At 59.9% G+C, this 20915-nt stretch carries 21 protein-coding genes and 1 pseudogene; 8 read left to right on the top strand and 14 right to left on the bottom strand.

The features are described 5' to 3' along the window. The first annotated feature begins 389 nt into the window (after nucleotides 1-389). Nucleotides 390-1811, top strand: a complete 1422-nt coding sequence (ltrA, locus tag ACYZUA_RS01200) for a group II intron reverse transcriptase/maturase (RefSeq protein WP_461959972.1) — start codon at nucleotides 390-392, stop codon at nucleotides 1809-1811. A 162-nt stretch (nucleotides 1812-1973) separates the two neighbouring features. On the opposite strand, the gene ACYZUA_RS01195 is transcribed toward ltrA, so the two are convergent. The 6 genes and pseudogenes from ACYZUA_RS01195 to ACYZUA_RS01170 all read right to left on the bottom strand — a co-directional run bounded on the left by ACYZUA_RS01195 (nucleotide 1974) and on the right by ACYZUA_RS01170 (nucleotide 4269). Further along, complete coding sequence (locus tag ACYZUA_RS01195; protein WP_461961761.1) at nucleotides 1974-2327, bottom strand: DUF1493 family protein; 354 nt, start codon at nucleotides 2325-2327, stop codon at nucleotides 1974-1976. An 88-nt stretch (nucleotides 2328-2415) separates the two neighbouring features. Next, a pseudogene (locus tag ACYZUA_RS01190) lies at nucleotides 2416-2571 on the bottom strand (YhfG family protein); the annotation flags it as partial. A 131-nt stretch (nucleotides 2572-2702) separates the two neighbouring features. Next, entirely contained in the window at nucleotides 2703-2990 is a 288-nt protein-coding gene (gene nadS / locus ACYZUA_RS01185) for a NadS family protein (RefSeq protein ID WP_046031301.1), read from the bottom strand. A 140-nt stretch (nucleotides 2991-3130) separates the two neighbouring features. Further along, nucleotides 3131-3427 carry a hypothetical protein gene (locus tag ACYZUA_RS01180; RefSeq protein WP_046045506.1) on the bottom strand — a complete coding sequence of 99 codons (297 nt, stop codon included), beginning with the start codon at nucleotides 3425-3427 and terminating at the stop codon, nucleotides 3131-3133. A gap of 332 nt (nucleotides 3428-3759) precedes the next feature. Continuing rightward, the gene (locus ACYZUA_RS01175; RefSeq protein WP_461961760.1) at nucleotides 3760-3927 is read right to left on the bottom strand and encodes an antitoxin PaaA2 family protein; all 168 of its coding nucleotides are present in this window, start codon (nucleotides 3925-3927) and stop codon (nucleotides 3760-3762) included. 63 nt (nucleotides 3928-3990) lie between these two features. After that, nucleotides 3991-4269 (bottom strand): hypothetical protein, encoded by a 279-nt coding sequence (locus ACYZUA_RS01170; protein WP_046045507.1) that lies wholly within the window; start codon nucleotides 4267-4269, stop codon nucleotides 3991-3993. Nucleotides 4270-4579: 310 nt separating this feature from the next. On the opposite strand from ACYZUA_RS01170, the gene ACYZUA_RS01165 reads away from it, so the two are divergent. The 4 genes from ACYZUA_RS01165 to ACYZUA_RS01150 all read left to right on the top strand — a co-directional run bounded on the left by ACYZUA_RS01165 (nucleotide 4580) and on the right by ACYZUA_RS01150 (nucleotide 9088). Then, nucleotides 4580-5083 carry a polysaccharide deacetylase gene (locus ACYZUA_RS01165; RefSeq protein WP_461961759.1) on the top strand — a complete coding sequence of 168 codons (504 nt, stop codon included), beginning with the start codon at nucleotides 4580-4582 and terminating at the stop codon, nucleotides 5081-5083. 129 nt (nucleotides 5084-5212) lie between these two features. Further along, nucleotides 5213-7147: a RecQ family ATP-dependent DNA helicase gene (locus tag ACYZUA_RS01160; RefSeq protein ID WP_461961758.1), complete on the top strand. Its 1935-nt coding sequence runs from the start codon at nucleotides 5213-5215 to the stop codon at nucleotides 7145-7147. Nucleotides 7148-7404: 257 nt separating this feature from the next. Next, nucleotides 7405-8631, top strand: a complete 1227-nt coding sequence (locus ACYZUA_RS01155) for a 3-hydroxyacyl-CoA dehydrogenase (protein ID WP_461961757.1) — start codon at nucleotides 7405-7407, stop codon at nucleotides 8629-8631. A gap of 37 nt (nucleotides 8632-8668) precedes the next feature. Then, the gene (locus ACYZUA_RS01150) at nucleotides 8669-9088 is read left to right on the top strand and encodes an acyl-CoA thioesterase (RefSeq protein WP_461961756.1); all 420 of its coding nucleotides are present in this window, start codon (nucleotides 8669-8671) and stop codon (nucleotides 9086-9088) included. Between the two features lie 69 nt (nucleotides 9089-9157). Here the strand turns inward: ACYZUA_RS01150 and ACYZUA_RS01145 are convergent, their stop codons facing one another. The 4 genes from ACYZUA_RS01145 to ACYZUA_RS01130 all read right to left on the bottom strand — a co-directional run bounded on the left by ACYZUA_RS01145 (nucleotide 9158) and on the right by ACYZUA_RS01130 (nucleotide 14148). Continuing rightward, the gene (locus tag ACYZUA_RS01145; protein ID WP_048396028.1) at nucleotides 9158-9643 is read right to left on the bottom strand and encodes a glycine zipper domain-containing protein; all 486 of its coding nucleotides are present in this window, start codon (nucleotides 9641-9643) and stop codon (nucleotides 9158-9160) included. 337 nt (nucleotides 9644-9980) lie between these two features. Next, nucleotides 9981-12329: an FdhF/YdeP family oxidoreductase gene (locus ACYZUA_RS01140; protein ID WP_461961755.1), complete on the bottom strand. Its 2349-nt coding sequence runs from the start codon at nucleotides 12327-12329 to the stop codon at nucleotides 9981-9983. After that, nucleotides 12326-13165 (bottom strand): formate dehydrogenase accessory sulfurtransferase FdhD, encoded by an 840-nt coding sequence (gene fdhD, locus ACYZUA_RS01135; RefSeq protein WP_461961754.1) that lies wholly within the window; start codon nucleotides 13163-13165, stop codon nucleotides 12326-12328. Before fdhD ends, ACYZUA_RS01140 begins: the two co-directional genes overlap by 4 nt. 95 nt (nucleotides 13166-13260) lie before the next feature. Then, nucleotides 13261-14148, bottom strand: a complete 888-nt coding sequence (locus tag ACYZUA_RS01130; RefSeq protein ID WP_461961753.1) for a LysR family transcriptional regulator — start codon at nucleotides 14146-14148, stop codon at nucleotides 13261-13263. Between the two features lie 136 nt (nucleotides 14149-14284). Here ACYZUA_RS01130 and lysM point away from each other — a divergent pair, with 136 nt between their 5' ends. After that, nucleotides 14285-14725 carry a peptidoglycan-binding protein LysM gene (gene lysM / locus ACYZUA_RS01125; protein ID WP_223432609.1) on the top strand — a complete coding sequence of 147 codons (441 nt, stop codon included), beginning with the start codon at nucleotides 14285-14287 and terminating at the stop codon, nucleotides 14723-14725. A 120-nt stretch (nucleotides 14726-14845) separates the two neighbouring features. Here the strand turns inward: lysM and yrfG are convergent, their stop codons facing one another. Continuing rightward, nucleotides 14846-15508: a GMP/IMP nucleotidase gene (gene yrfG / locus ACYZUA_RS01120; RefSeq protein ID WP_134101224.1), complete on the bottom strand. Its 663-nt coding sequence runs from the start codon at nucleotides 15506-15508 to the stop codon at nucleotides 14846-14848. An 89-nt stretch (nucleotides 15509-15597) separates the two neighbouring features. Here yrfG and nudE point away from each other — a divergent pair, with 89 nt between their 5' ends. Together nudE and cysQ are read left to right on the top strand one after the other, a co-directional pair. Then, complete coding sequence (gene nudE / locus ACYZUA_RS01115) at nucleotides 15598-16164, top strand: ADP compounds hydrolase NudE (protein WP_461961752.1); 567 nt, start codon at nucleotides 15598-15600, stop codon at nucleotides 16162-16164. Continuing rightward, the gene (cysQ, locus tag ACYZUA_RS01110; protein ID WP_461961751.1) at nucleotides 16161-16988 is read left to right on the top strand and encodes a 3'(2'),5'-bisphosphate nucleotidase CysQ; all 828 of its coding nucleotides are present in this window, start codon (nucleotides 16161-16163) and stop codon (nucleotides 16986-16988) included. The genes nudE and cysQ overlap by 4 nt, the downstream gene beginning before the upstream one ends. Nucleotides 16989-17181: 193 nt before the next feature. On the opposite strand, the gene ACYZUA_RS01105 is transcribed toward cysQ, so the two are convergent. Genes ACYZUA_RS01105 through ACYZUA_RS01095 form a run of 3 tightly spaced genes read right to left on the bottom strand, consistent with a single transcriptional unit; the run spans nucleotide 17182 to nucleotide 20874 of the window. Next, nucleotides 17182-17637, bottom strand: a complete 456-nt coding sequence (locus ACYZUA_RS01105; protein WP_461961750.1) for a YiiD C-terminal domain-containing protein — start codon at nucleotides 17635-17637, stop codon at nucleotides 17182-17184. A 40-nt stretch (nucleotides 17638-17677) separates the two neighbouring features. Further along, nucleotides 17678-19069 (bottom strand): sigma-54-dependent transcriptional regulator, encoded by a 1392-nt coding sequence (locus tag ACYZUA_RS01100; protein ID WP_461961749.1) that lies wholly within the window; start codon nucleotides 19067-19069, stop codon nucleotides 17678-17680. After that, nucleotides 19066-20874 carry a sensor histidine kinase gene (locus tag ACYZUA_RS01095; protein WP_461961748.1) on the bottom strand — a complete coding sequence of 603 codons (1809 nt, stop codon included), beginning with the start codon at nucleotides 20872-20874 and terminating at the stop codon, nucleotides 19066-19068. Before ACYZUA_RS01095 ends, ACYZUA_RS01100 begins: the two co-directional genes overlap by 4 nt. Between the last annotated feature and the right edge of the window lie 41 nt (nucleotides 20875-20915).

The raw sequence follows: 20915 nt of genomic DNA, 5'->3' as shown, positions 1-20915 counted from the left end.
GTTTGGCTGTGGTGGCCACGCTGGTGACTTGGAGGTGAGAGTCCTCTACACACCCGGCAAGGGGAAGTGTTAGCCAGAGGCAAGGGTGTCGCGGGTGACTGCGAATCTGAAGGAAGCCCGAGGCAAAATGCTGGCCTGACGAACAGGAAGCGGATAGAGGCGGCGCAGCGGGGTAAGACGGCCCAAATCGTCAAAGCCCAATACTTGCACGGAACGCTGTGACGTAAATCCGACAGGCATAAGCAGGAAGGTCGCGCGAATTACCCTGGGAGATCTGCACGTTTGCCACTGTGCTACCGAGCGTCGAGAGGCGACGGGATGAACGTGCAGAAGTCAGCCGAGGCCGTAGTAAGTGACGAATAACCACGTCACCAAGGGCCGAACAGGTTATGCCGCCAGTAGGCGTCAGAGTCTCGTCGAGTATCGAAATGCAGAAATTTCTCCCAGAGAAGACTGTTACCCCGAGTCCCGGACAGTATCCGAGGATGACGGCTGACAGGGCAGAGGTATCGACGGCGTCTGTGGCGTGGACGAACGCGGAGCCGGACACGCTGATGGCGCGGGTGCTTGCACCGGCGAACCTCAAGCGTGCGTATCACCGCGTGGTCAGCAACAAGGGCGCACCGGGTGCCGATGGCATGACGGTCGATGACTTGGCGGGCTACGTAAAACAGTATTGGCCGACCCTCAAGGATCGGTTGCTGGCCGGTGAGTACCACCCGCAAGGTGTATGCGCCGTCGACATCCCCAAACCCAAAGGCGGCACAAGACAGCTGGGTATCCCCAGCGTCGTGGATCGCCTGATCCAGCAGGCTCTGCTGCAACAGCTCACGCCGATCTTCGACCCGCTGTTCTCGGACTACAGCTACGGTTTTCGTCCGGGCAGAAGCGCCCACCAAGCCCTCGAAACCGCTCGGGACCATGTGGCAGCGGGTCACCGCTGGTGCGTGGAACTTGATCTCGAGAAGTTCTTTGATCGGGTCAACCACGATGTCCTGATGGCTTACGTGACGCGTCAAATCGAAGATAAGCGGGTGCTCGCGCTGATCCGTCGTTACCTCGAAGCGGGAACGATGTCGGGCGGACTCGTCAGCCGACGGCAGGAAGGGACGCCGCAAGGCGGCCCGCTCTCGCCGTTGCTGTCGAACATCCTGCTCAACGAACTCGATCGCGAACTGGAACGGCGAGGCCATCGCTTCGTGCGTTATGCCGACGACGCCAACATTTATGTGCGCAGTCGTCGTGCGGGTGAGCGAGTGTTGGCTGGGGTTGAGCGCTACCTGAATCAGCGTCTGAAACTGACGCTGAATCGGGAAAAGAGCTGCGTAGCACGGCCTTGGGTCTGCGACTACTTGGGCTATGGGATGAGCTGGCATAAACAGCCAAAGCTGAGGGTAGCGAGCATAAGCCTGCACCGCCTACGCGATCGACTCAGGGAAATCTTGCGTCGGATACGGGCTCGCTCAATGAGGTATATCGTCGAGCAAGTAACGCCCGTACTGCGTGGTTGGGCTGGCTACTTCAAGCTGACTCAGAGCAAGCGGCCACTTGAGGAACTGGACGGATGGGTGCGTCACAAACTTCGTTGTGTCATCTGGCGTCAATGGAAGCGGCCCTCTACGAGGGCGCGCAACTTGATACGTTTGGGACTCGACGAGGCGCGGGCGTGGAAATCGGCGACCAATGGCCGAGGCCCATGGTGGAACTCGGGAGCGTCGCATATGAATCAGGCGCTACCGAAGAAGCTGTGGGATCGACTCGGGTTGGTCTCGATACTGGATACGATAAACCGGCTTAGCCGCATAACCTGAACCGCCGTATACGGAACCGTACGTACGGTGGTGTGAGAGGACGGCGGCTGTGAAGCCGCCTCCTACTCGATGTGCTATTCAGGCTGCCAGGGAAACCGTAACTGCCATTATTCCAGCTGAAAAGGCGCTAAACGACCAGAATAATGGCACTTACGCATTCGGCTAGATGGCTTCCAATTCCTGTGTATCCCACCGTTGCAACTTGATCGCTTGGTAAATCATTCCGATAGTCAGCGGGACCTTGTCACCACGCCCCTTGGCTCTGCGCTTGAGAAACACATCAAACCCTTCCGGCTGAAAGTAGCGATAGGCGTCGTAGTCGATGAAGTCGATGGCGAACTGTTCTTCCAAGGCTTCCATCAGGTTTCGCGCATCAGCACCGTCGCAACTCAGGTCGAAGTTAATCGAGGTGGTGAGGCTGATGGTTTTGCGTTCAGGTAGACCGAGTTCTTCGTGCAGCAACTGCATGAGCAGGTGCATGGTGTGGTCGTCGGGGAAGTTGGGGGCGAGGTTCATTGCGGGGTGTCCGGTTGGGCTTGGATGGATCTTATTGGTCGTCAGGCTTGTGGGGAAGGACGGGAGAGCATTGCGGCGGTTTGTCTTGTTGGTATTTGGCGAGCACTTCGTCTCGCGTAGGAAGTGGTTTGTTGAGGTCTGCCGGTGATGTGTCGAAACCGGCGAGATACAGGCTGGCCAGGTAATTTGAGCGGCGGACCTTTTCGTAGTAATCCTGTTTACGTTGGAACGTGGATTCACTCATCGTGGTTGTCTCGGGTACGAGTGTTCGCCTAATGCCGTGGGTCTGCTGTCTTGACTTTCAGCTTTGAAGCACTTGGCGACTGTCCATGTTCCAGGACCAAGCGCGGGGGGAGGTGGGCTGTGTTGCGCTGTTCAACCGGCTAATGCATTCAGCACATGGACAGGGTCATTATGGATGGCTTTCAGCAGGGCTTTGGCCGGCCCTGTCGGTTCGCGGCGACCCTGTTCCCAGTTGCGAAGAGTACCCAGTTGGACGTCTATCAAGGCTGCGAACTTAGCCTGAGTCAGACCGGTAGCCTTACGAATTTCTTTGACTTGCAACGCATCAACATGGAATTCGCGGGAAGGCCGACGCTCACCCCGTACGATCTCGTCCATCTGTTGCACGCTTTCCATCAGCTCATCAAAAAATTTGCTCAAGGTTATCCCCGGGTTTTGATCGTTCCGACGCTCTGCGTGGGAATGCAGCCCGGGACGCTCTGCGTCCCTTTCTAGAGCTGGAACGCGGAGCGTCCCTTGAGGCATTCCCACGCGAGCGTGGGAAAGATCTTCGCTCGGCGTCAGGTTGGTGCTTTCCAGCCCATCATGCGTTGTTGGGCGACTTTCAGTAGGTCGCAGCCGTCCTGAGTCAATAGGTAGATGGCGTGGGTGATATGCGGGATGTCTTCCACGTCACCGTTTTTGAAGCATTGGCAATGTAGGGTTTTGAGTAGGTCGCTGGAAGCGCGGATGCGCTGGAGGGCGGCTTCGAGGATGTCTTGCGGATTGGCCTCTGTGTCGATGATCAGGGGCGGGGAATCGGTGAGGTTGGTTTGGAGGGGGCGGTAGCGATCGGGGAACGGATTCAATTTATTCATTTTATGTATTCTCAAATGCATCAGATGAAACCACCACCATCGTGACCAAGCGATGGAGGCGGACTGTGTTCGGGTTGGTCAGCCGGAGGAATACATAAGACCGGCACGCCATAAGGCGTCCCAAACACAGCCACCATATAGCGTGCAGACACTTGAGGTGCCGGCAGCATACAACGGACGCGTTTATGTATTCCATCGAGTGACCAAGCCCGAGTCGCTGAATTGGCAGCGACAGTCCGACTATAGGTGCGAGTCGCCGGTCGGCGATAGGCGACAAGGTGCCTTCTGTTGTAGGACCGGGATGAAGCTTTGATAGGGCGTTGCCTACGGACTTATGCCTTCCGCAATTTCTCGCGTTTGATTGCCATCAGGTGTTTGGCTTTTTCATTTGGAATGCTTGGGCGAGGGTCGTCGAGACTGGCTTGTACTTGAGCTCTGAACCATGCGTCGTAGGTTGCTTTGTCGAGTTGGTGTTGAGTGTCGGGCGATTCGTTTTTCATCAGGCACACCGAGTTATCGTTCATCGCGAGCAGGCTCACTCCCACAGGGGATTGTGGTGGGGCTCAATCAGTGGTGAGTTTCGGTAGGTGTTGCCGTGCAACTTCAAGCAATTCATTACCATCCTGAGTCAGCAGATACAGCGCGTTGACGATGTTGGGAATATCACTCGCATCCGCCTGTTTGAAGCACAGGCAATACAGGGTTTCGAGCAGTTCGCTGGCGGCGCGGATGCGTTGGCGGGCGGCGTCGAGGATTTCGTGAGGGTCGGCTTCTGTATCGATGACCAGCACGGGGGTGTCGCTGTAGCGGGATTTGAGCGGGCGATAGCGTTCTGTAAACATCGAGGTTCGTCCTGTGCGAAATCGGGAAGTGGCTCCCGGCAGGCCGAGTCACTGTTTTCAGCCGCGCCGCAGACTATAGAAGGGCGCGGCGCCGCGCAGCAATACGGCTTCGATGGACAGGGTTTGTAGGGGTTTTACCTGCCTTTTCAAACCGAACCTACGCGTTTCCCGAGGGTTTTTACGCCTAAACCCTTAGACGGCAAATTTCCTACGGGTTTGTCAGGCGCAACGCGTCAAACCTCTGTATGGTGCGCGCCAGAATCAGTAGGACGTTTCGAAACGTCCGTCCAACGCTTAAAGGGAATTAAGTATGCAATGGCTACGTATGGCCTCGATTTTGTTGCTATGGGCCGGGGTTTGTCGCGCAGCAGGTGCTGCTGACGCCGGTAACTCGATGGTCCTGGCCAATATGGACCGCACCGGTTGGCCGGATGCGCTGACCAGTCAGGCGAACATGGACACTGCTTTCCGTGCTGAAGTGCTGATGTTCGGCAAGGCATTGCTGGCCAGCGAAGCACTGGATGAACAGAGCCTGAAACAACGACTGGGCGTGCAGGATGTGAGGCTCAAGTCGGTCAGGCAGGTGCGTGACGGGCTGTGGGACCGGCTGCTGACCACCTACCGCAGCGCCAGCCAGAACTGCGACGGCGAGCCCTTCTGTCCCCGCGTGCGAAGCGTCGCTGATTTGCGTCAGTTGGCGGCGGCATTCACCGGCGAAATCAGCCCGGCCCATGCCGTTTGGGCGAGCAAGAGCCAGGTGTTCCATGAGCAGGCGCTTAATGAGCAACTGCGCGTGGTGGTGTGGGTGCCGTAGCCTCATCGTCTGTTGACGATCGTTCGAAGCTGTATCATCCCGTATCGTTTTGGTCCCCGACCTTTTCTCGACTCGCTGCGTTTGCCGGCTAGGCTTTGGGCTTCGCAGCGGTCAACGGAGTGACAGCTTATGCACAACACCCTGGAACAGGTTTTCGGTTTTTCACAGTTTCGGCCCGGCCAGGAAGCGGCGGTCAGCGCGGTATTGGCCGGGCGTTCGGCGGCGGCGATTTTCCCAACCGGCTCGGGCAAGTCCCTGTGTTATCAATTACCAGCCTTGCTGCTGCCGCACCTGACATTGGTGGTCTCGCCGCTGCTGGCGTTGATGCAGGATCAGTTGGCATTCCTGCAGCGCCACGGTATTGCGGCGGGCAGTATCGATTCGGCCCAGAGCCGCGATGACGCCAGCGACGTGATGGCTCGGGCCAAGTCTGGCGAGCTGAAGATTTTGATGATCTCCGTGGAGCGCCTGAAGAACGAGCGTTTCCGCAATTTCTTGCAGCAGGTGCCGATCTCGCTGTTGGTGGTGGACGAGGCGCACTGCATTTCCGAGTGGGGCCACAACTTTCGCCCCGACTACCTCAAGCTTCCGGATTATCAGCGCCAGTTCAACATCCCTCAGGCGTTGCTGCTGACCGCCACTGCGACACCCAAAGTGATCGCCGACATGGAGGCCAAATTCGCCATCGCCCCCGACGATGTGGTGACCACCGGTTTCTATCGGCCGAATCTCAATCTGTTGGTCGAGCCGGTGCGCGGTCAGGACAAGCGCCGACGCCTTGTCGAATGGATGAGTCAGCGTCCCGACCAGCCAAGCATCGTCTACGTCACCCTGCAGAAAACCGCCGAGCACATTGCCGAACATCTGGCCCGCAACGGTATTCAGGCGGAGGCCTATCACGCCGGTCTGCCCCACGAACAACGCGAAGCCATCCAGAAACGGTTCATGGGCGGGCAGTCCAATTGCATTGTTGCCACCATCGCGTTCGGCATGGGCATCGACAAGAGCGACATCCGCAACGTAGTGCATTTCGATCTGCCCAAATCCATCGAAAACTACAGCCAGGAAATCGGCCGCGCCGGGCGTGACGGGCAGCCATCCGACTGCCTGGTATTGGCCAACCGCGACAGCCTCAACGTGCTGGAAAACTTCGTCTACGGCGATACGCCAGAGCTGGATGGCATCCGCTACGTGCTTGACGAGTTGCAAGCCGCCGCGCCCGAGGGCCAGTGGGAGTTTCTGTTGGGGCCGCTGGCCGACCAGAGCAACATCCGTCAGCTGCCGCTCAAGACTTTGCTGGTGCAGCTTGAGCTGCGCGGAATCATCGCGCCGCGTTACGCCTATTACGCCGAATACCGCTTCAAGTACTTACAGGAGCCCGAGGCCTTGCTGGCCCGTTTCGAGGGTGAACGCAAGGACTTCGTCGCGGCGATCATCCAGACCTCGAGCCGCGCACGGACCTGGGCCACGGTGAATTTTGACGCGCTGTATGAGCAGCATCAGGCCGAGCGTAATCGCGTGGTGAAGGCGCTGGATTATTTCCAGGAGAAGGGCTGGGTCGAACTCGAAAGCAAGCAGATGACCGAGGTCTACAGCCTGCTGCAAACGGACTTTGATGCCCAAGCCCTGAGCGAAGAGTTGCACGCCTACTTCACTCGGCACGAGCGCACCGAGATCGCGCGGATTCACGCCATGCTGGATCTGTTCGCCACGGACCATTGCCTGGGTTATCGCCTGGCCGAGTACTTCGGCGACGAAAACGCGCCGCAGCAGTGCGGGCATTGTTCGGTGTGTCACGGCGATGTGGCGCGATTGCCGGCGCCACCGGAATTGCCGGCGCTTGTGGATAAAAACTTCGAGGCGTTGTGCGGTGACTTTATCCACAGGCATGAACAGCACACCGGCAACGTTCCGTCGGCGGAACGCGTGACGCGGTTTTTGTGCGGCATCGGCGTGCCGCTGTTCACCAAGCTCAAGGCACGGTCGATTCCGGGGTTTGCGGCGCTGGAGGATTATCCGTATGCCGAAGTCCGGACGTGGACTGAAGACCATCTCTCAGGCTGAACTGTGACCCCTGTGGGAGCGAGCCGGCTCCGGGCGGCGTTCCGACGATGACGGTGTCTGATTCAACATGGATGTTGGCTGATCGACCGCTTTCGTCGGAACGCCGCCCGGAGCTGGCTCGCTCCCACAGGGATTTCTAGTGATCCTGGGGGTACATCCATCCGCTGAATGTTGCTCATCACAGGAATAAATTTCAAAAAAGCGCGGTGGCTGACTATGGTGAAGGCTGTTTTTGGATCGCCAACAAGAGAACAACCATGAGCCAGACACCGTTCAATATTCAGCGCGCCGCCGTCATTGGCGCCGGCACGATGGGCCGTGGCATTGTCATGTGCCTGGCCAACGCTGGCGTCCCGGTGCAGTGGGTCGATAACAATCCACAGATGCTTGAACAGGCACTGGCTACCGTGGCGGACACCTACGCCCACAACGTGCGTCAAGGACGGATCGATCAGGCCGAAGCGGACGCTCGTATAGCGCGGGTAACGGCGGCTGCTGACTATGCGGCGGTCCGAGATGTCGATCTGGTGATCGAAGCGGTGTACGAAAACCTCGAACTCAAGCAGAAAATCTTCCGTGAACTGGACAGTCTGCTCAAACCTGAAGCGATTTTGGCCAGCAATACCTCGGCGCTGGATATCGACGCCATTGCTGCGGCTACTCGCCGTCCGCAACAGGTCCTGGGCCTGCACTTCTTCAGCCCGGCGCACATCATGAAACTGCTGGAAGTCGTTCGTGGTGCCCAGACTTTACCGGCGGTGCTTGAGGCAGCCCTGGCACTGGGCAAGCGCATGGACAAAGTCAGCGTGGTGTCGGGCAACTGCCATGGTTTCATCGGCAACCGCATGCTGCATCCGTATGGGCTCGAAGCGCGCAAAATGCTGCTCGAAGGCGCTTATCCCTATCAGGTCGATGCGGCACTGCAAGGTTTTGGCTTTGCCATGGGGCCGTTCCGCATGTACGACGTGGTTGGCATCGATCTGGAGTGGCGCGCTCGGCAGTTGGCCGGTAAAGGGCAGGATGCGCCTGAGGTTCAGGTGGACAATCGTCTGTGCGAATTGGGTCGTTTCGGCCAAAAGAGTGGCAATGGCTATTACCACTATGAGCCGGGCAGTCGCCAGGCTGAGCACGATGTTGAAGTCGATGCGCTGGTGCTGAAGGTCAGCGAAGGGTTGGGCTTCCAGCGTCGCGAGATCGGTCCTGAGGAGATTCTGGAGCGCTGCTTGCTGGCACTGGTCAACGAGGGTGCGAAAATTCTTCAGGAAGGGATTGCCGAATCGGCGCACGACATCGATCTGGTGTACCTCAACGGTTATGGCTTCCCGGCAGACAAGGGCGGGCCGATGGCTTGGGCGGACAAGCAAGGGCTGGCGGATATTCACCAGCGGTTGCTGGCGCTTGAGACGAAGCAGGGTGATCAGTGGAACCCGGCGCGGTTGATCGGAGAGTTGGCGGCGGTGGGTAAAGGGTTTGCGGATCGGTAGACTTCACCTGTTCGAACGATCCTCAAGGCGAGAACCCATGACTCAACGCACCGACTATCCCCACTTCCAGCCCATCACCACCCGCTGGCATGACAACGACGCCTATGGTCATGTCAACAACGTCACCTACTACAGCTTCTTCGACACGGCAGTGAACACCTACCTGATCGAAGTCGGCGGCCTGGATATCCATGACGGCGAGGTGGTGGGCTTTGTGGTGAGTTCGGCCTGCGATTACTTCGCCTCCATCGCCTTTCCTGACCGGATCGAAATCGGTTTGCGGGTGGGCAAGTTGGGCAACAGTTCGGTGCAATACGAGCTGGCAGTGTTCAAGGCCGGGGAAGACGAAGCCTGCGCAGCGGGGCGCTTTGTGCATGTGTTTGTAGACCGGGCGTCGAATCAGCCGGTGTCGATTCCTGCCGGGATGCGTGCAGCGCTGGAGCGGTTGGTGGTTTGACGGGCAAAAAAAATCGCAGCCCTAGGGCTGCGATTTTTTTGATCTACCGGTAAACGAGGTGATTCAACCTCAGTCGCGATAGCGATGTTTGTGCTTGCGATGCCCATAGGCATGACCACGGCCCGGATGTCCGTCACGGTAGTAGCGACGATCATCATGACCACGACGATAGGAGCGACGATCATCGTCGTCATCGCTCTTGTTGCCCATGTAGTTACCCAGCGCGCCACCGGCGCCGCCGCCTGCTGCGGAGCCGATCAGGCTGCCGGTGGTGCCGCCCATGCTGCGACCGACCACGTTACCGCCTGCTGCGCCCAACGCACCGCCAATGGCTGCTTCGCCACGGCTGCGTTTGTCTGCGCCAACTGCGCTACCACCCGCGCCGCCCAGGGCCGCACCAATGGTGGAACCTGTACTGCCGCCTAATGACTGACCGACGACTGAGCCCAGAACCCCGCCCAATGCGCCGCCCACACCTGCTTCGGTGGTGCCGCCAGCAGAAGCGAAGCCACTGACCAGGCCAAGGGACAACAAGAGAATCGAGGAGAACTTCATAGAGGAACCTCAAGGGGATGACGGCGCGATCCTGAGGCTGTGTCATGGTCGTGACAATCGAAATCCGACGAGTAACACGACTTGAGCACATTTCTATAAGTTACTGTTTTTTAGACGGAACTTAAGTGTTTTTCGCCGGTCTTTAGCTACTTCGGATAGGCCGTTTTCATGCAAAACGGCCTTTTTTGTGGGCGTTTGGAAAGTGACTGATCCGGAAGATTCGTTAAATGTCCCACCCGCAATCGCGAGCAGGCTCGCTCCCACATTTGATCTGCGTTGAACACAACTCCACTGTGGGAGCGAGCCTGCTCGCGATGGCGTCAGCTCAGACGCCGCGTCAAGCCGACTTGGCCATGATGAGCTGGGTCTCACTCGCCGCTTCCAGCCGGATCGCCACAAACTTCGACGTCGGCGTATGGCTGCCATCCCCGGTGCTTTCCAGCGGCACCAGCGGATTCACTTCCGGATAATAAGCCGCCGCTTGCCCGGCAGGGATATCAAACGCCAGCAGCGTAAAGCCCTTCACCCGACGCTCACGGCCATCATCCCAGATCGAAACGATGTCAGCCTTCTGCCCCGGCTTGAACCCCAGGCGAATAATGTCGGCTTCGTTGACGAACAACACATCACGCTGACCTTTCACGCCGCGATAGCGGTCATCAAGCCCATAAATCGTGGTGTTGTACTGATCGTGGGAACGCATCGACTGCATGATCAGGTCCGGCAACACGCCGGTGGCGCGAGTGCGTTCGTGCACCAGGTCCTTAGGCAGGATGTTCGGACGGAAATTGGCGCGCCCCGACGCAGTATTCCAGCGGCGCGCACCGGCGCTGTTGCCGAGGTAGAACCCGCCCGGGTTCTGGATTTTCTCGTTGAAGTCCTTGAAACCCACAATGGTGTCGGCGATCAGGTCGCGGATGCGCCGGTAATCGGCCACCAGCCAGTTCCAGTCCACCGGTTTGCTGCCCAGGGTTGCGGCGGCGATGCCGGCTATGATCGACGGCTCAGAGCGCATCTGGTTCGACAGCGGCTGCAATTGGCCGTTGGAGGCGTGAACCATGCTGAACGAGTCTTCGACGGTCACCGCTTGCGGGCCTTCGGTCTGGATGTCGATGTCGGTGCGACCCAGGCACGGCAGGATCAACGCGTCTTTACCGTGCGCCAAATGGCTGCGGTTGAGCTTGGTGCTGATTTGCACGGTCAGGTCGCAGTTGCTCAGGGCCTGGAAGGTCCGTGAGCTGTCCGGGGTGGCTTGGGCAAAGTTACCACCCAGACCGATAAAGACTTTCGCGCGGCCGTCGGCCATGGCATGGATCGCCTCGACCACGTTGTGACCGTTTTCACGCGGCACCTTGAACTTGAAGCGACGCTCCAGGGAATCGAGGAACGCCACCGGCGGACGCTCGTTGATGCCCATGGTCCGGTCGCCCTGCACGTTACTGTGGCCGCGCACCGGGCACAGACCGGCGCCGGGCCGGCCGATGTTGCCGCGCAGCAACATCAGGTTGGCGATTTCCTGAATGGTCGCCACCGAATGGCGATGCTGGGTGATGCCCATCGCCCAGCACATGATCACGTGCTTGCCTTTGGCGTACATCCGGGCCGCTTGCTCGATTTCAACCAGCGTCAGTCCGGATTGTTCGACGATCTGCTCCCACGAGGTGTCGTCGACGATGCCCAGGTATTCCAGCACGTTGACACTGTGTTCATTGAGGAAGTCATGGTCGAATACGGCAGGCTCGCCCGCCTTCTGTGCGTCACGCTCCCACTGCAGCAGGAACTTGGCCATGCCGCGCATGATCGCCATGTCGCCGCCCAATGCCGGACGGAAATACGCGGTGTTGGTCGGCTTGTCGCCGTTGGTGAGCATTTCGATCGGGTGCTGCGGGTGCTGGAAGCGTTCCAGGCCGCGCTCCTTCAACGGGTTGATGCAGACCACCTGAGCGCCGCGTTTCACCGCTTCGCGCAGCGGTTCGAGCATCCGTGGGTGGTTGGTGCCAGGGTTCTGACCCCAGACAAAAATAGCGTCGGCGTGTTCGAAGTCGTCGAAGGTGACGGTGCCTTTGCCGACGCCGACACTTTGCGCCATGGCCACACCGCTGGCCTCGTGGCACATGTTCGAGCAATCGGGGAAGTTATTGGTGCCGTAGGCACGCACGAACAATTGATACAGGTACGCCGCTTCGTTGCTGGCGCGGCCCGAGGTGTAGAACTCGGCCTGATCCGGGCTCGACAGGCCCTGCAAATGTTTGGCGATCAAGGAGAACGCAGCGTCCCAGCTGATCGGCTTGTAGCGATCGGTCTCGGCGTCGTAGCTCATTGGCTCAGTCAGGCGGCCCTGATATTCAAGCCAGTAGTCGCTCTGTTCCAGCAACGAACTGACGCTGTGTTTGGCAAAGAACGCACCGTCGACACGGCGTTTGGTCGCTTCCCAGTTCACCGCTTTGGCGCCGTTCTCGCAGAACGCCACCATGCCGGCTTCATTGGAATCGCCCCAGGCGCAGCCGGGGCAGTCGAACCCGCCGTTCTTGTTGGTCTTGAGCATCATGCGCAAGTTTTTCAGCGCGTTGTCGCTGGTCAACCAGGCCCGGGCAACGCTGGCCAGCGCGCCCCAGCCACCGGCCGGGCCTTTGTAGGGCTTATAACGCGGAACGGGTTTCTGGTCGGCTTGACGATGTTGACTCACGCTTGGTTCTCCGTCGCAGGGCTGTAGACCCGCGGCGCATTTTTCTGCGGCAGGTGGATGAGATTGAGGTTGTGGCGTCGGGCCCATTGCACGGCAAGGCCCGTGGGCGACGACAGGCTGACCAGGGTCTGGATACCTGCGCGCAACACTTTCTGGATCAATTCGAGACTGCAACGGCTGGTGACAATCACCAGCCCGCCGGTGGTCGGGATCTTCTGACGGATCAGTCCGCCAATCAGCTTGTCGAGGGCGTTGTGTCGGCCGATGTCTTCGCGGCCCATCAGCAATTGGCCCTGACTGTTCATGAACACGGCCGCGTGCACCGCGCCGGAGTACTGGCCAAGAGGCTGGAATGCACCGATGCGCTGACGCAAACCATCGAGCCATTCGGCGGGCGGCAAGGGTGCGCCGGGCAACACCTTGAGGTCTGGCAACGCTTGCTCCACCGCTTCCACACCGCAGAGCCCGCAACCGCTGGTGCCAGCCATTTGCCGACGTTGTTGCTTGAGGTTCCAGAAGGCGCGGTTGGCGATGGTCACTTGCGCGTATTGCGCTGAACCCGAGCCGCTGAGTTGCAGGTCATAGATATCAGAGGCGTCTTCGATGATGCCGCTGCCAAGGCTGAAGCCGACGATGAAGTCTTCGAGGTCCGTCGGCGTCACCAGCATCACCGCCTGGCTGATGCCGTTGTAAGCAATCGCCAACGCGACTTCTTCGGCCAGCGCTGTGCTGGCTGATTCGGTGTCTTGAAGGTCGCAGTACCTGTAAGTCTGGCTTGCGGCGGACGCTGGCGTTTCGAGGGCTGGCGCCGCGCAGGCAGGGCGCTTGGCGTTCATGGGGTTATCACCGACGGTTTAGGCTGCTTTAAGCCTAGGCGCGTCAACTTGTCGCGTCTAATCGCTAATACTGATCCACCGATAGATGGCGTCGATCAAGAGCTCGGCAGCGATTGCTGAAGAATCGCAAAACACGCCTCCGCGAGCGCCGAACGTGGGGCACTGCGACGCATGATCAGCCCCAGCCGGGCGAGGGTTTGAGCGTTTCCGATGGGGTGCAGGCGCAAATGATCGGTGAGTTTCTCCAGGCCTCCGTCCAGCGGCATCACGGCGCAGCAGAATCCGCCGTGCACCGCTTGTAACAATTGGTGGACGGCATCGGTTTGCAGCAACGGCTGCGGGGTGAGGCCGCGGCTGTGGAAGTTGTGGTCAATGGATTGCCGAAAATGCATGCCGCTGGTGAGCATGCCCAGCGGCAGTTCGATCAGCGACTCCCAACTCAGCGGCGCCTCGCCGAAACTGAAGAAGCGCTGATCGTAGAGCAGGCCCATGCGGGTTTCGCTGAACGCCAGGGAATCGAAGCGTTCGCCGTCCAGTCGCTCCAGGTACGAAACGCCGAGGTCCAGGCGATTGTTTGCCAGTTGTTCCAGGATTTGTTCAGAACTCAGGGCCGAGAGTTCGAAGCGCAGGTTCGGGTGTTGGGCGTGCAGGCGTTGCATCAGCGGCAGCGGATCGAAGCTCGACAGCGGCACTACGCCCAGACGCAACGTACCGACCAGGCTGCCGCGACAGGCAGCCGCTTCGGCCTGCAAACCGTCGTAGGCCGCCAGCACGGTGCGCGCCCACGCCAGCACCCGTTCACCCGGTGCGGTGAAACCTTCGAAGCGCTGCCCGCGATTGACCAGCGGCAACTCGAGTTCTTCTTCGAGGCTGCGCAGGCGCATGGACAGGGTCGGCTGGGTGATGTGACAACGCGCAGCGGCCTGGCCGAAATGCCGGGTTTCGTCGAGGGCGATGAGGAATTTCAGTTGCTTGATGTCCATCTTCGCTCCAGGGCGCGGGAAGGTTCGGATTCTAGCGCTTGGGGGGACGCGGCGTCATTGGTCGGGTTGGAACCGCAAGTGACAGCCTTGGTCTAGGCTTTTGCATCTGGAACCCAAAACCCAAGGAGAGCGCACCATGAGTATTTTTAGCTTTGTGAAAGAAGCAGGCGAAAAACTTATCGATCTGCTGACGCCAGGTAACGCCAATGCCAGCGAGCAGTTGAAGGAACACATCAGCAAGGTCGGCCTGGGTAACCCGAATGTGCAGGCGACGGTGGAAGGCGACAAAGTCACCGTGACCGGCGAAGTCGGCAGTCAGGAAGAGAAGGAAAAAATCCTGCTGGCGGTGGGCAATATTGCCGGTGTCGGTAGCGTGGATGACCAGATCACCGTAACGGGTCCGGTTGCTCAGGCAGCGCGGTTTGTCACCGTGAAAAAGGGCGACACCCTCAGCGCGATTGCCAAGGCTGAGTACGGCGACGCCAACAAGTACAACAAAATCTTCGAGGCCAACAAGCCGATGCTGTCTCACCCGGACAAGATCTATCCGGGGCAATCGTTGCGGATTCCTGAGTAACCCTCACGACCGTGTGATGGCCATCGCGGGCAAGCCTTGCTCCTACAGGATGTATGCAAAATTCGCGTACGACACACACCCGTAGGAGCAAGGCTTGCCCGCGATGCAGGCGACGCGGTCTTAGAGCCCGGCAATCAACTCCCGATAATCCCCCACCGCCGCAAACTCGGCCGTGTCCTTCGGCCCTTTACGGCTGTCCGGCTCACGCACGGCCAACAGATGCGCCACCCCAAAATTCCGCGCGCTGCGCAGGATCGGCAAGGTGTCGTCGATAAACAGACTGCGCGCCGGATCGAAACCGATGTCCGCCTGCAGGGCATCCCAGAATTGCGGGTTTTCCTTGGCGAAACCGTAATCATGCGAGCTGATCAACCGCTCGAAATATGGCGCCAGTTCGATTCTTTCCAGTTTCAATGACAGCGAATCGCGGTGTGCATTGGTGATCAGCACCACGCGCTTGCCCGCCTGTTTGATGGCAGCCAGAAAGGTGTCCGCATCCGGGCGCAGGGCAATCAAATGCGCGGTTTCCAGTTTCAGTTCACGCACCGGCAGTTTGAGCTCGGCGCTCCAGAAATCCAGGCAATACCACTGCAACTGGCCGGCGTTGCGTTCGAACAACGGCTGCAACTCCATCTCGGCCATGGCCCGGCTCACCCCGTGCAACTCGGCGTAACGCTGGGGCAGGTGCTCCATCCAGAAATGGTTGTCGTAGTGCAGGTCCAGCAGCGTGCCGTCCATATCCAGCAGAACGGTGTCGATGTCGCGCCAGGGCAGCAGGGACATAAAAACTTCTCCAGCGGTAAAAAAGATATCCGACGTAAACAATCAGGATAGGCCGGGTATAGTAACGCGCTATCGCCAAGGAGCCGCTCATGCGCCAGAAACCCACCATCCTCGCCCGCGAGATCGTCGCCACCAGCCGTTTGTTCTGCGTCGAAGAGCTGAAGTTGCGCTTTTCCAATGGCGTGGAGCGCACGTATGAGCGATTGGTGGGCAAGGGCACCGGTTATGGCGCGGTGATGATCGTGGCGATGCTGGATGCGGACCATGCGGTGCTGGTTGAAGAATATTGCGGCGGCACCGATGAATACGAGCTGTCCTTGCCCAAAGGCTTGGTCGAGCCGGGCGAGGACGTGCTGGCGGCGGCCGAGCGGGAGCTCAAGGAAGAGGCCGGGTATGGCGCGCGGCAACTGGAGCATCTGACGGAGTTGTCATTGTCGCCCGGTTACATGAGCCAGAAAATCCAGGTGGTGTTGGCCACCGATCTGTACGAAGAACGCCTTGAAGGCGATGAGCCCGAGCCGATGGGCGTGGACAAAATCAACCTGCGTGAATTGTCGGCCCTGGCCCAGAACCCGCGATTCACTGAGGGCCGCGCCTTGGCAGCACTGTATCTGGCCCGTGACCTGCTGACTCAGCGTGGAGTGTTCCAGCCATGATTTTCCCCCATCCGTTGATGGCGCCTGTTGTTGAACTGGCGCTGAAAGCCGGTGAAGCGATTCTGCCGTTCTGGCGTGCCAACGTCGCCGTAACTGCAAAATCCGATGATTCCCCGGTGACCGCCGCCGACATGGCCGCTCACCATGTGATCCTGGCCGGGCTGACGGCGCTGGACCCGAGCATCCCGGTGCTGTCCGAAGAAGACGCCAACATTCCCCTGAGCGTGCGCGCCGGGTGGCAGCGTTGGTGGCTGGTGGACCCGCTGGACGGAACCAAGGAATTCATCTCCGGTAGCGAAGAATTCACCGTCAACATCGCGCTGATCGAGCAAGGACGAGTGGTGTTTGGCGTGGTGTCGATGCCGCCCAACGGGCGCTTCTACGTCGGTGGTGCGGGGCTGGGCGCGTGGCGTGGCGATAAAGACGCGTCGCCTTCGCCGATTCAGGTTCGCGAGGTTCCTGCTGAGGGTGAAGCGTTTACCGTGGTCGCCAGTCGTCGGCATTCGAGTCCTGAGCAGGAACGCCTGCTGGCCGGGTTGAGCGACAGTTTGGGTGAGCTGCAACTGGCCAATATCGGCAGTTCGCTGAAGTTCTGCTTGTTGGCCGAAGGGGCGGCGGATTGTTATCCGCGGTTGGCGCCGACTTCGCAGTGGGACACGGCGGCGGCGCAAGGCGTGCTGGAAGGGGCTGGCGGTGAGGTGCTGGATTTGAGCGGTGCGCCGTTCAGTTATCCGGCGCGGGAGTCGTTGTTGAATGCGTTTTTCCTGGCGTTGCCGGCGAAGGCTGCGTGGCGGGAAAAGTTGTTGGCGTTGGCCCGAAGCTGATCGTTCGGATTCAAAGGCCACCCCTCACCCCAGCCCTCTCCCCAGAGGGGAGAGGGGAAAGGGGGCCGATCTTCAAGCTTTTCAAACCTGAGTTCGACTCGGTATCCCAGGTCGATGTAGCTCGAAAGAACACCTCGGTTAGTCCCCTCTACCCTCTGGGGAGAGGGTTAGGGTGAGGGGTGGTTCTTAAGCCCTACCGATGCAGCACGTACTGCCCGGTAAACCTCACGGCATCGTCATTACTGTCCGTATTTACGATCCGAGAATGCAGTGTCAACCGCGCCCGTCCATACCGCGCATACATCGCCAAAAACTTCTTCCACACCGCCGCACTCGGCGCATTGCAAATAGCCGTCGCGTCCATGATCACCGGCAGCGGATAGCTGATCTGTCCTTCCTGAATCACGATGTGCCCGCCTTCAACCCCTTCTTCACGCAAACGCAAATGCAACCAACCCCAACCGGCCAGCACCGCGCCGCAATACAGGCTGCCGCCGAACATGGTGCTTTTATGATTGACGTTGGCCTCCAGCGGCAAGTGCAGGCGCAGTTGCTGATCGTGCCAATCGAGCACTTTGAGGCCCATGTCCCGCGTCAGGGGAATGTCGCGATGGAGGACTGATTCCAGATGACGGCTGTCGCGGCTCATGCACGGATCTCTTGTTTGAAGATGATGATTTGACGGTAGCTCAATCGGGTTCGTCGGTGTGGCTGCTGCCACCGTCGGCGAAGTTCAGCCCGTGCTTGCGCAGTTTGTCGTGCAAGGTCTTGCGTGGGATGCCAAGCGCTTCGGCGAGGCTGCGCACCGAACTGTGAGAGCGCGACAGCTCGGCGGCGATCAAGCTCTTCTCGAAGTTTTCCACTTGTTCGCTGAGACCGCCGCTGACCACTTCGACCGTCATGCCGACAGCGCCATCCGCCGCGTTATTGTCCAGGGCCAGTTCCAGGCCCAAGGCAAAGCGTTCAGCGGCGTTCTGCAATTCCCGCACGTTACCCGGCCAGGTGTGGCGCAGCAGCAGGGCGCGTTGTCCCGGTTGCAACTCGTGGGGTGGCAGGCCGTGGCGGGCGCTGGCTTCGTCGGCGAAATACTGGAACAGCATCAGCGCATCTTCGCCGCGTTCACGCAGCGGTGGAATACGCAGCGGTGCGACGTTCAGGCGATAATACAAGTCGGCACGGAAGCGGCCCTGATCGGCGGATTGACGCAAGTCTTCCTTGGTCGCGGCGATGATGCGGATGTCCAACGGGATCAGCTGATTACCGCCCAAGCGCTCGACGACCCGCTCTTGCAGCATGCGCAGCAATTTCACCTGCACATCCAGGCTCATGCTTTCGATTTCATCGAGGAACAACGTGCCGCCATTGGCGAATTCGAACTTGCCGATGCGGCGCTTTTGCGCGCCGGTAAAGGCGCCGGGCTCGTGACCGAACAGCTCGCTTTCTACCACCGACTCGGCCAGGGCGCCGGCATTGATCGCCACGAACGGACCATTACGACGGCTCGACAGATCGTGCAATGCGCGTGCGACGACTTCTTTACCGGCGCCGGTTTCGCCAAGGATCAGCACATCGGCCTTGGTCGCCGCCAATGCACCGATCTGCTCGCGCAGGCGCAGCATCGGCGCCGAGTGCCCGACCAGTCGAGCGCTCAGTTCGTTGCGATCGCTCAGGGCCAGGCGCAGGCTGCGGTTGTCCAGCACCAATCGACGCAAGTCCAGGGCGCGACGCACGCTGTCGAGCAGGGAGTCGCTGGCGAAAGGTTTTTCCAGAAAGTCATAAGCCCCGGCGCGCATGGCCTGCACCGCCAGCGGCACATCGCCGTGGCCGGTGATCAGCAGCACTGGCAGTTCCGGGTCCTGGGCGTGGAGTTCGGTCAGCAGTTCGAGACCGTCCATGCCTGGCATGCGGATGTCACTGACCACCACGCCGGGCCAGTCGCGCTCCAGTTGTGCGGCCAGGCCCTTGGCTTCAGCGAGCGGCAGGATTTTCAGGCCGGCGAGGTCCAGGGTCTGGCTCAGGGCTTGACGCAGGTGCGGATCGTCGTCGATCAGCACGACCTGGATGCGGTTGTCGATGGTCATGCACTTCGGTCCTCGGACGGTTGCAGGCTCACACCCGGTGCGCCTGCACGCAGCTTCAGGGTAATCAGGGCGCCACCTTCCTTGTGGTTGGAGAACGACAGTTCACCCCCGAAGGCGCGCATCAGGGTTTCGCAAATCGCCAGCCCTAACCCAAGCCCCTGAGTGCGGGTCTTGGTGGTGTAGAAAGGCTCGCTGGCTCGGCCAAGTGCCTCCAGGCAGAACCCGGGCCCATTGTCGCGAATGTACAGATTGACGCCGTCGGCAGTGGATTGGGCACTCAACCAGAGCTTACGCGGCGGACCTTTTTCCGTCAGGGCGTCCAGGGCGTTGGCCAGCAGATTGCCGAGCACCTGACGCAGACGTGTTTCCCCGGCCTCGACCCACAGGGTGGCGGCCGGCAAGTCGCGGATCAGCTCGACTTCCATGCTGCGTCGACGCTTGGCCAGCAGCGCCAGCGCATCGTCCAGCGCCGGTTGCAGAGCGACGCTTTCCGGGGCGTGGCGATCGCGCCGGGCGAAGGCGCGCAGGTGGGCGATGATCGAGGCCATGCGCCCGGTCAGTTCGCTGATCAACTTGAGGTTGCCGCGCGCATCGTCGGTGCGCTGATGATCGAGCAGCACTTCGGCGTTTTCGGCGTAGCTGCGGATCGCCGCCAGCGGTTGATTCAATTCGTGGCTGATGCTCGCCGACATGGTGCCAAGGGCCGACAGCTTTCCGGCCTGCACCAGATCATCCTGAGCGCGCACCAGCTCTTGCTGGGCCTGTTCGCGTTCCAGCACTTCCTGTTTCAGTCGACGGTTGAGGCCTTCGAGGTCGCTGGTCCGCTCGGCTACCCGACCTTCCAGCTCGCGACGGGCCTTGGCTTCGAAGGCGATTCGTTCAAGGTAATGACGGCGGCGCTGCATCATCAGACCCAGCAGCAACATCAACACCAACAATGTCGCGCCGCCGATGGCGACGACCGTGCGTACCGGGCGATCGATCAAAGTGCGTGGGGCGAGGATGCTGACGTTCCAACCGGTTTCTGCGATGGGCTGGGTTTGTGTCAGCCAGGCGTTGGGGTTGAGCCGCAATGGTTTGGGATCACGGGTCGGATAAGGTTGAATCGCGGTGATAGCCTTGCGTTCTTCTTCGCCCAACGGGCGGGTCGAGCGGAATCGCCACTCGGGCCGCGACGTGAGAATGACCACGCCGTTATGGTCGGTCAGCAGCAGTTGTTCCGGGGTTTTGCCCCAGAGGCTTTCGGTGTGGTCCAGGTCGACCTTGACCACCAGCACGCCGATGATCTTTTCGCCACTACGCACGGCGGCGGCGAAGAAATAGCCGCGCTTGGCCGATGTCGTGCCCAAACCGAAAAAGCGCCCGAGCCGCCCGGCCATGGCTTCGCTGAAATACGGCCGGAAGGAAAAATTACGCCCGACGAAACTGTCGTGTTTGTCCCAATTGGACGCGGCCAGGGTCTTGCCCGTGGTGTCCATCAGGTACATGACTTCGGCGCCGGTCTGAGCGCTGATGTTTTTCAACAAGCGATTGGCGTTGCCCTGAGTGACGCCATCGTCGGGCGCGCCGAGGACGGCTCGCAGGGCCGGCAGATCGCCGAGGATCTGCGGCAACACTTCATAGCGGTGCAGGGTACCCAGCAAGTTGGCGACGTAAAGATCGAGCGTCTGACGGTTCTGCCCGGCCAGTTCGCTGCGGTAGTAACGCTCGGCCAGATGCTCCAGCGGCCACAGCAATGGCGCCAGGCACAGCGCGAGCAGGGCCAGGCTGCGCCAGCGGGGTCTGCGGGGGAGAGTTGGAGTCATGAGCATCGAGCGCCTGTGGGTACAGGCGCATTATGCCTAGG

It is taken from the genome of Pseudomonas sp. LS2P72, from assembly GCF_054897865.1.
The sequence above is the reverse complement of the archived record's forward strand: the minus strand, read 5'-3'. Positions and strand labels throughout refer to the sequence as shown.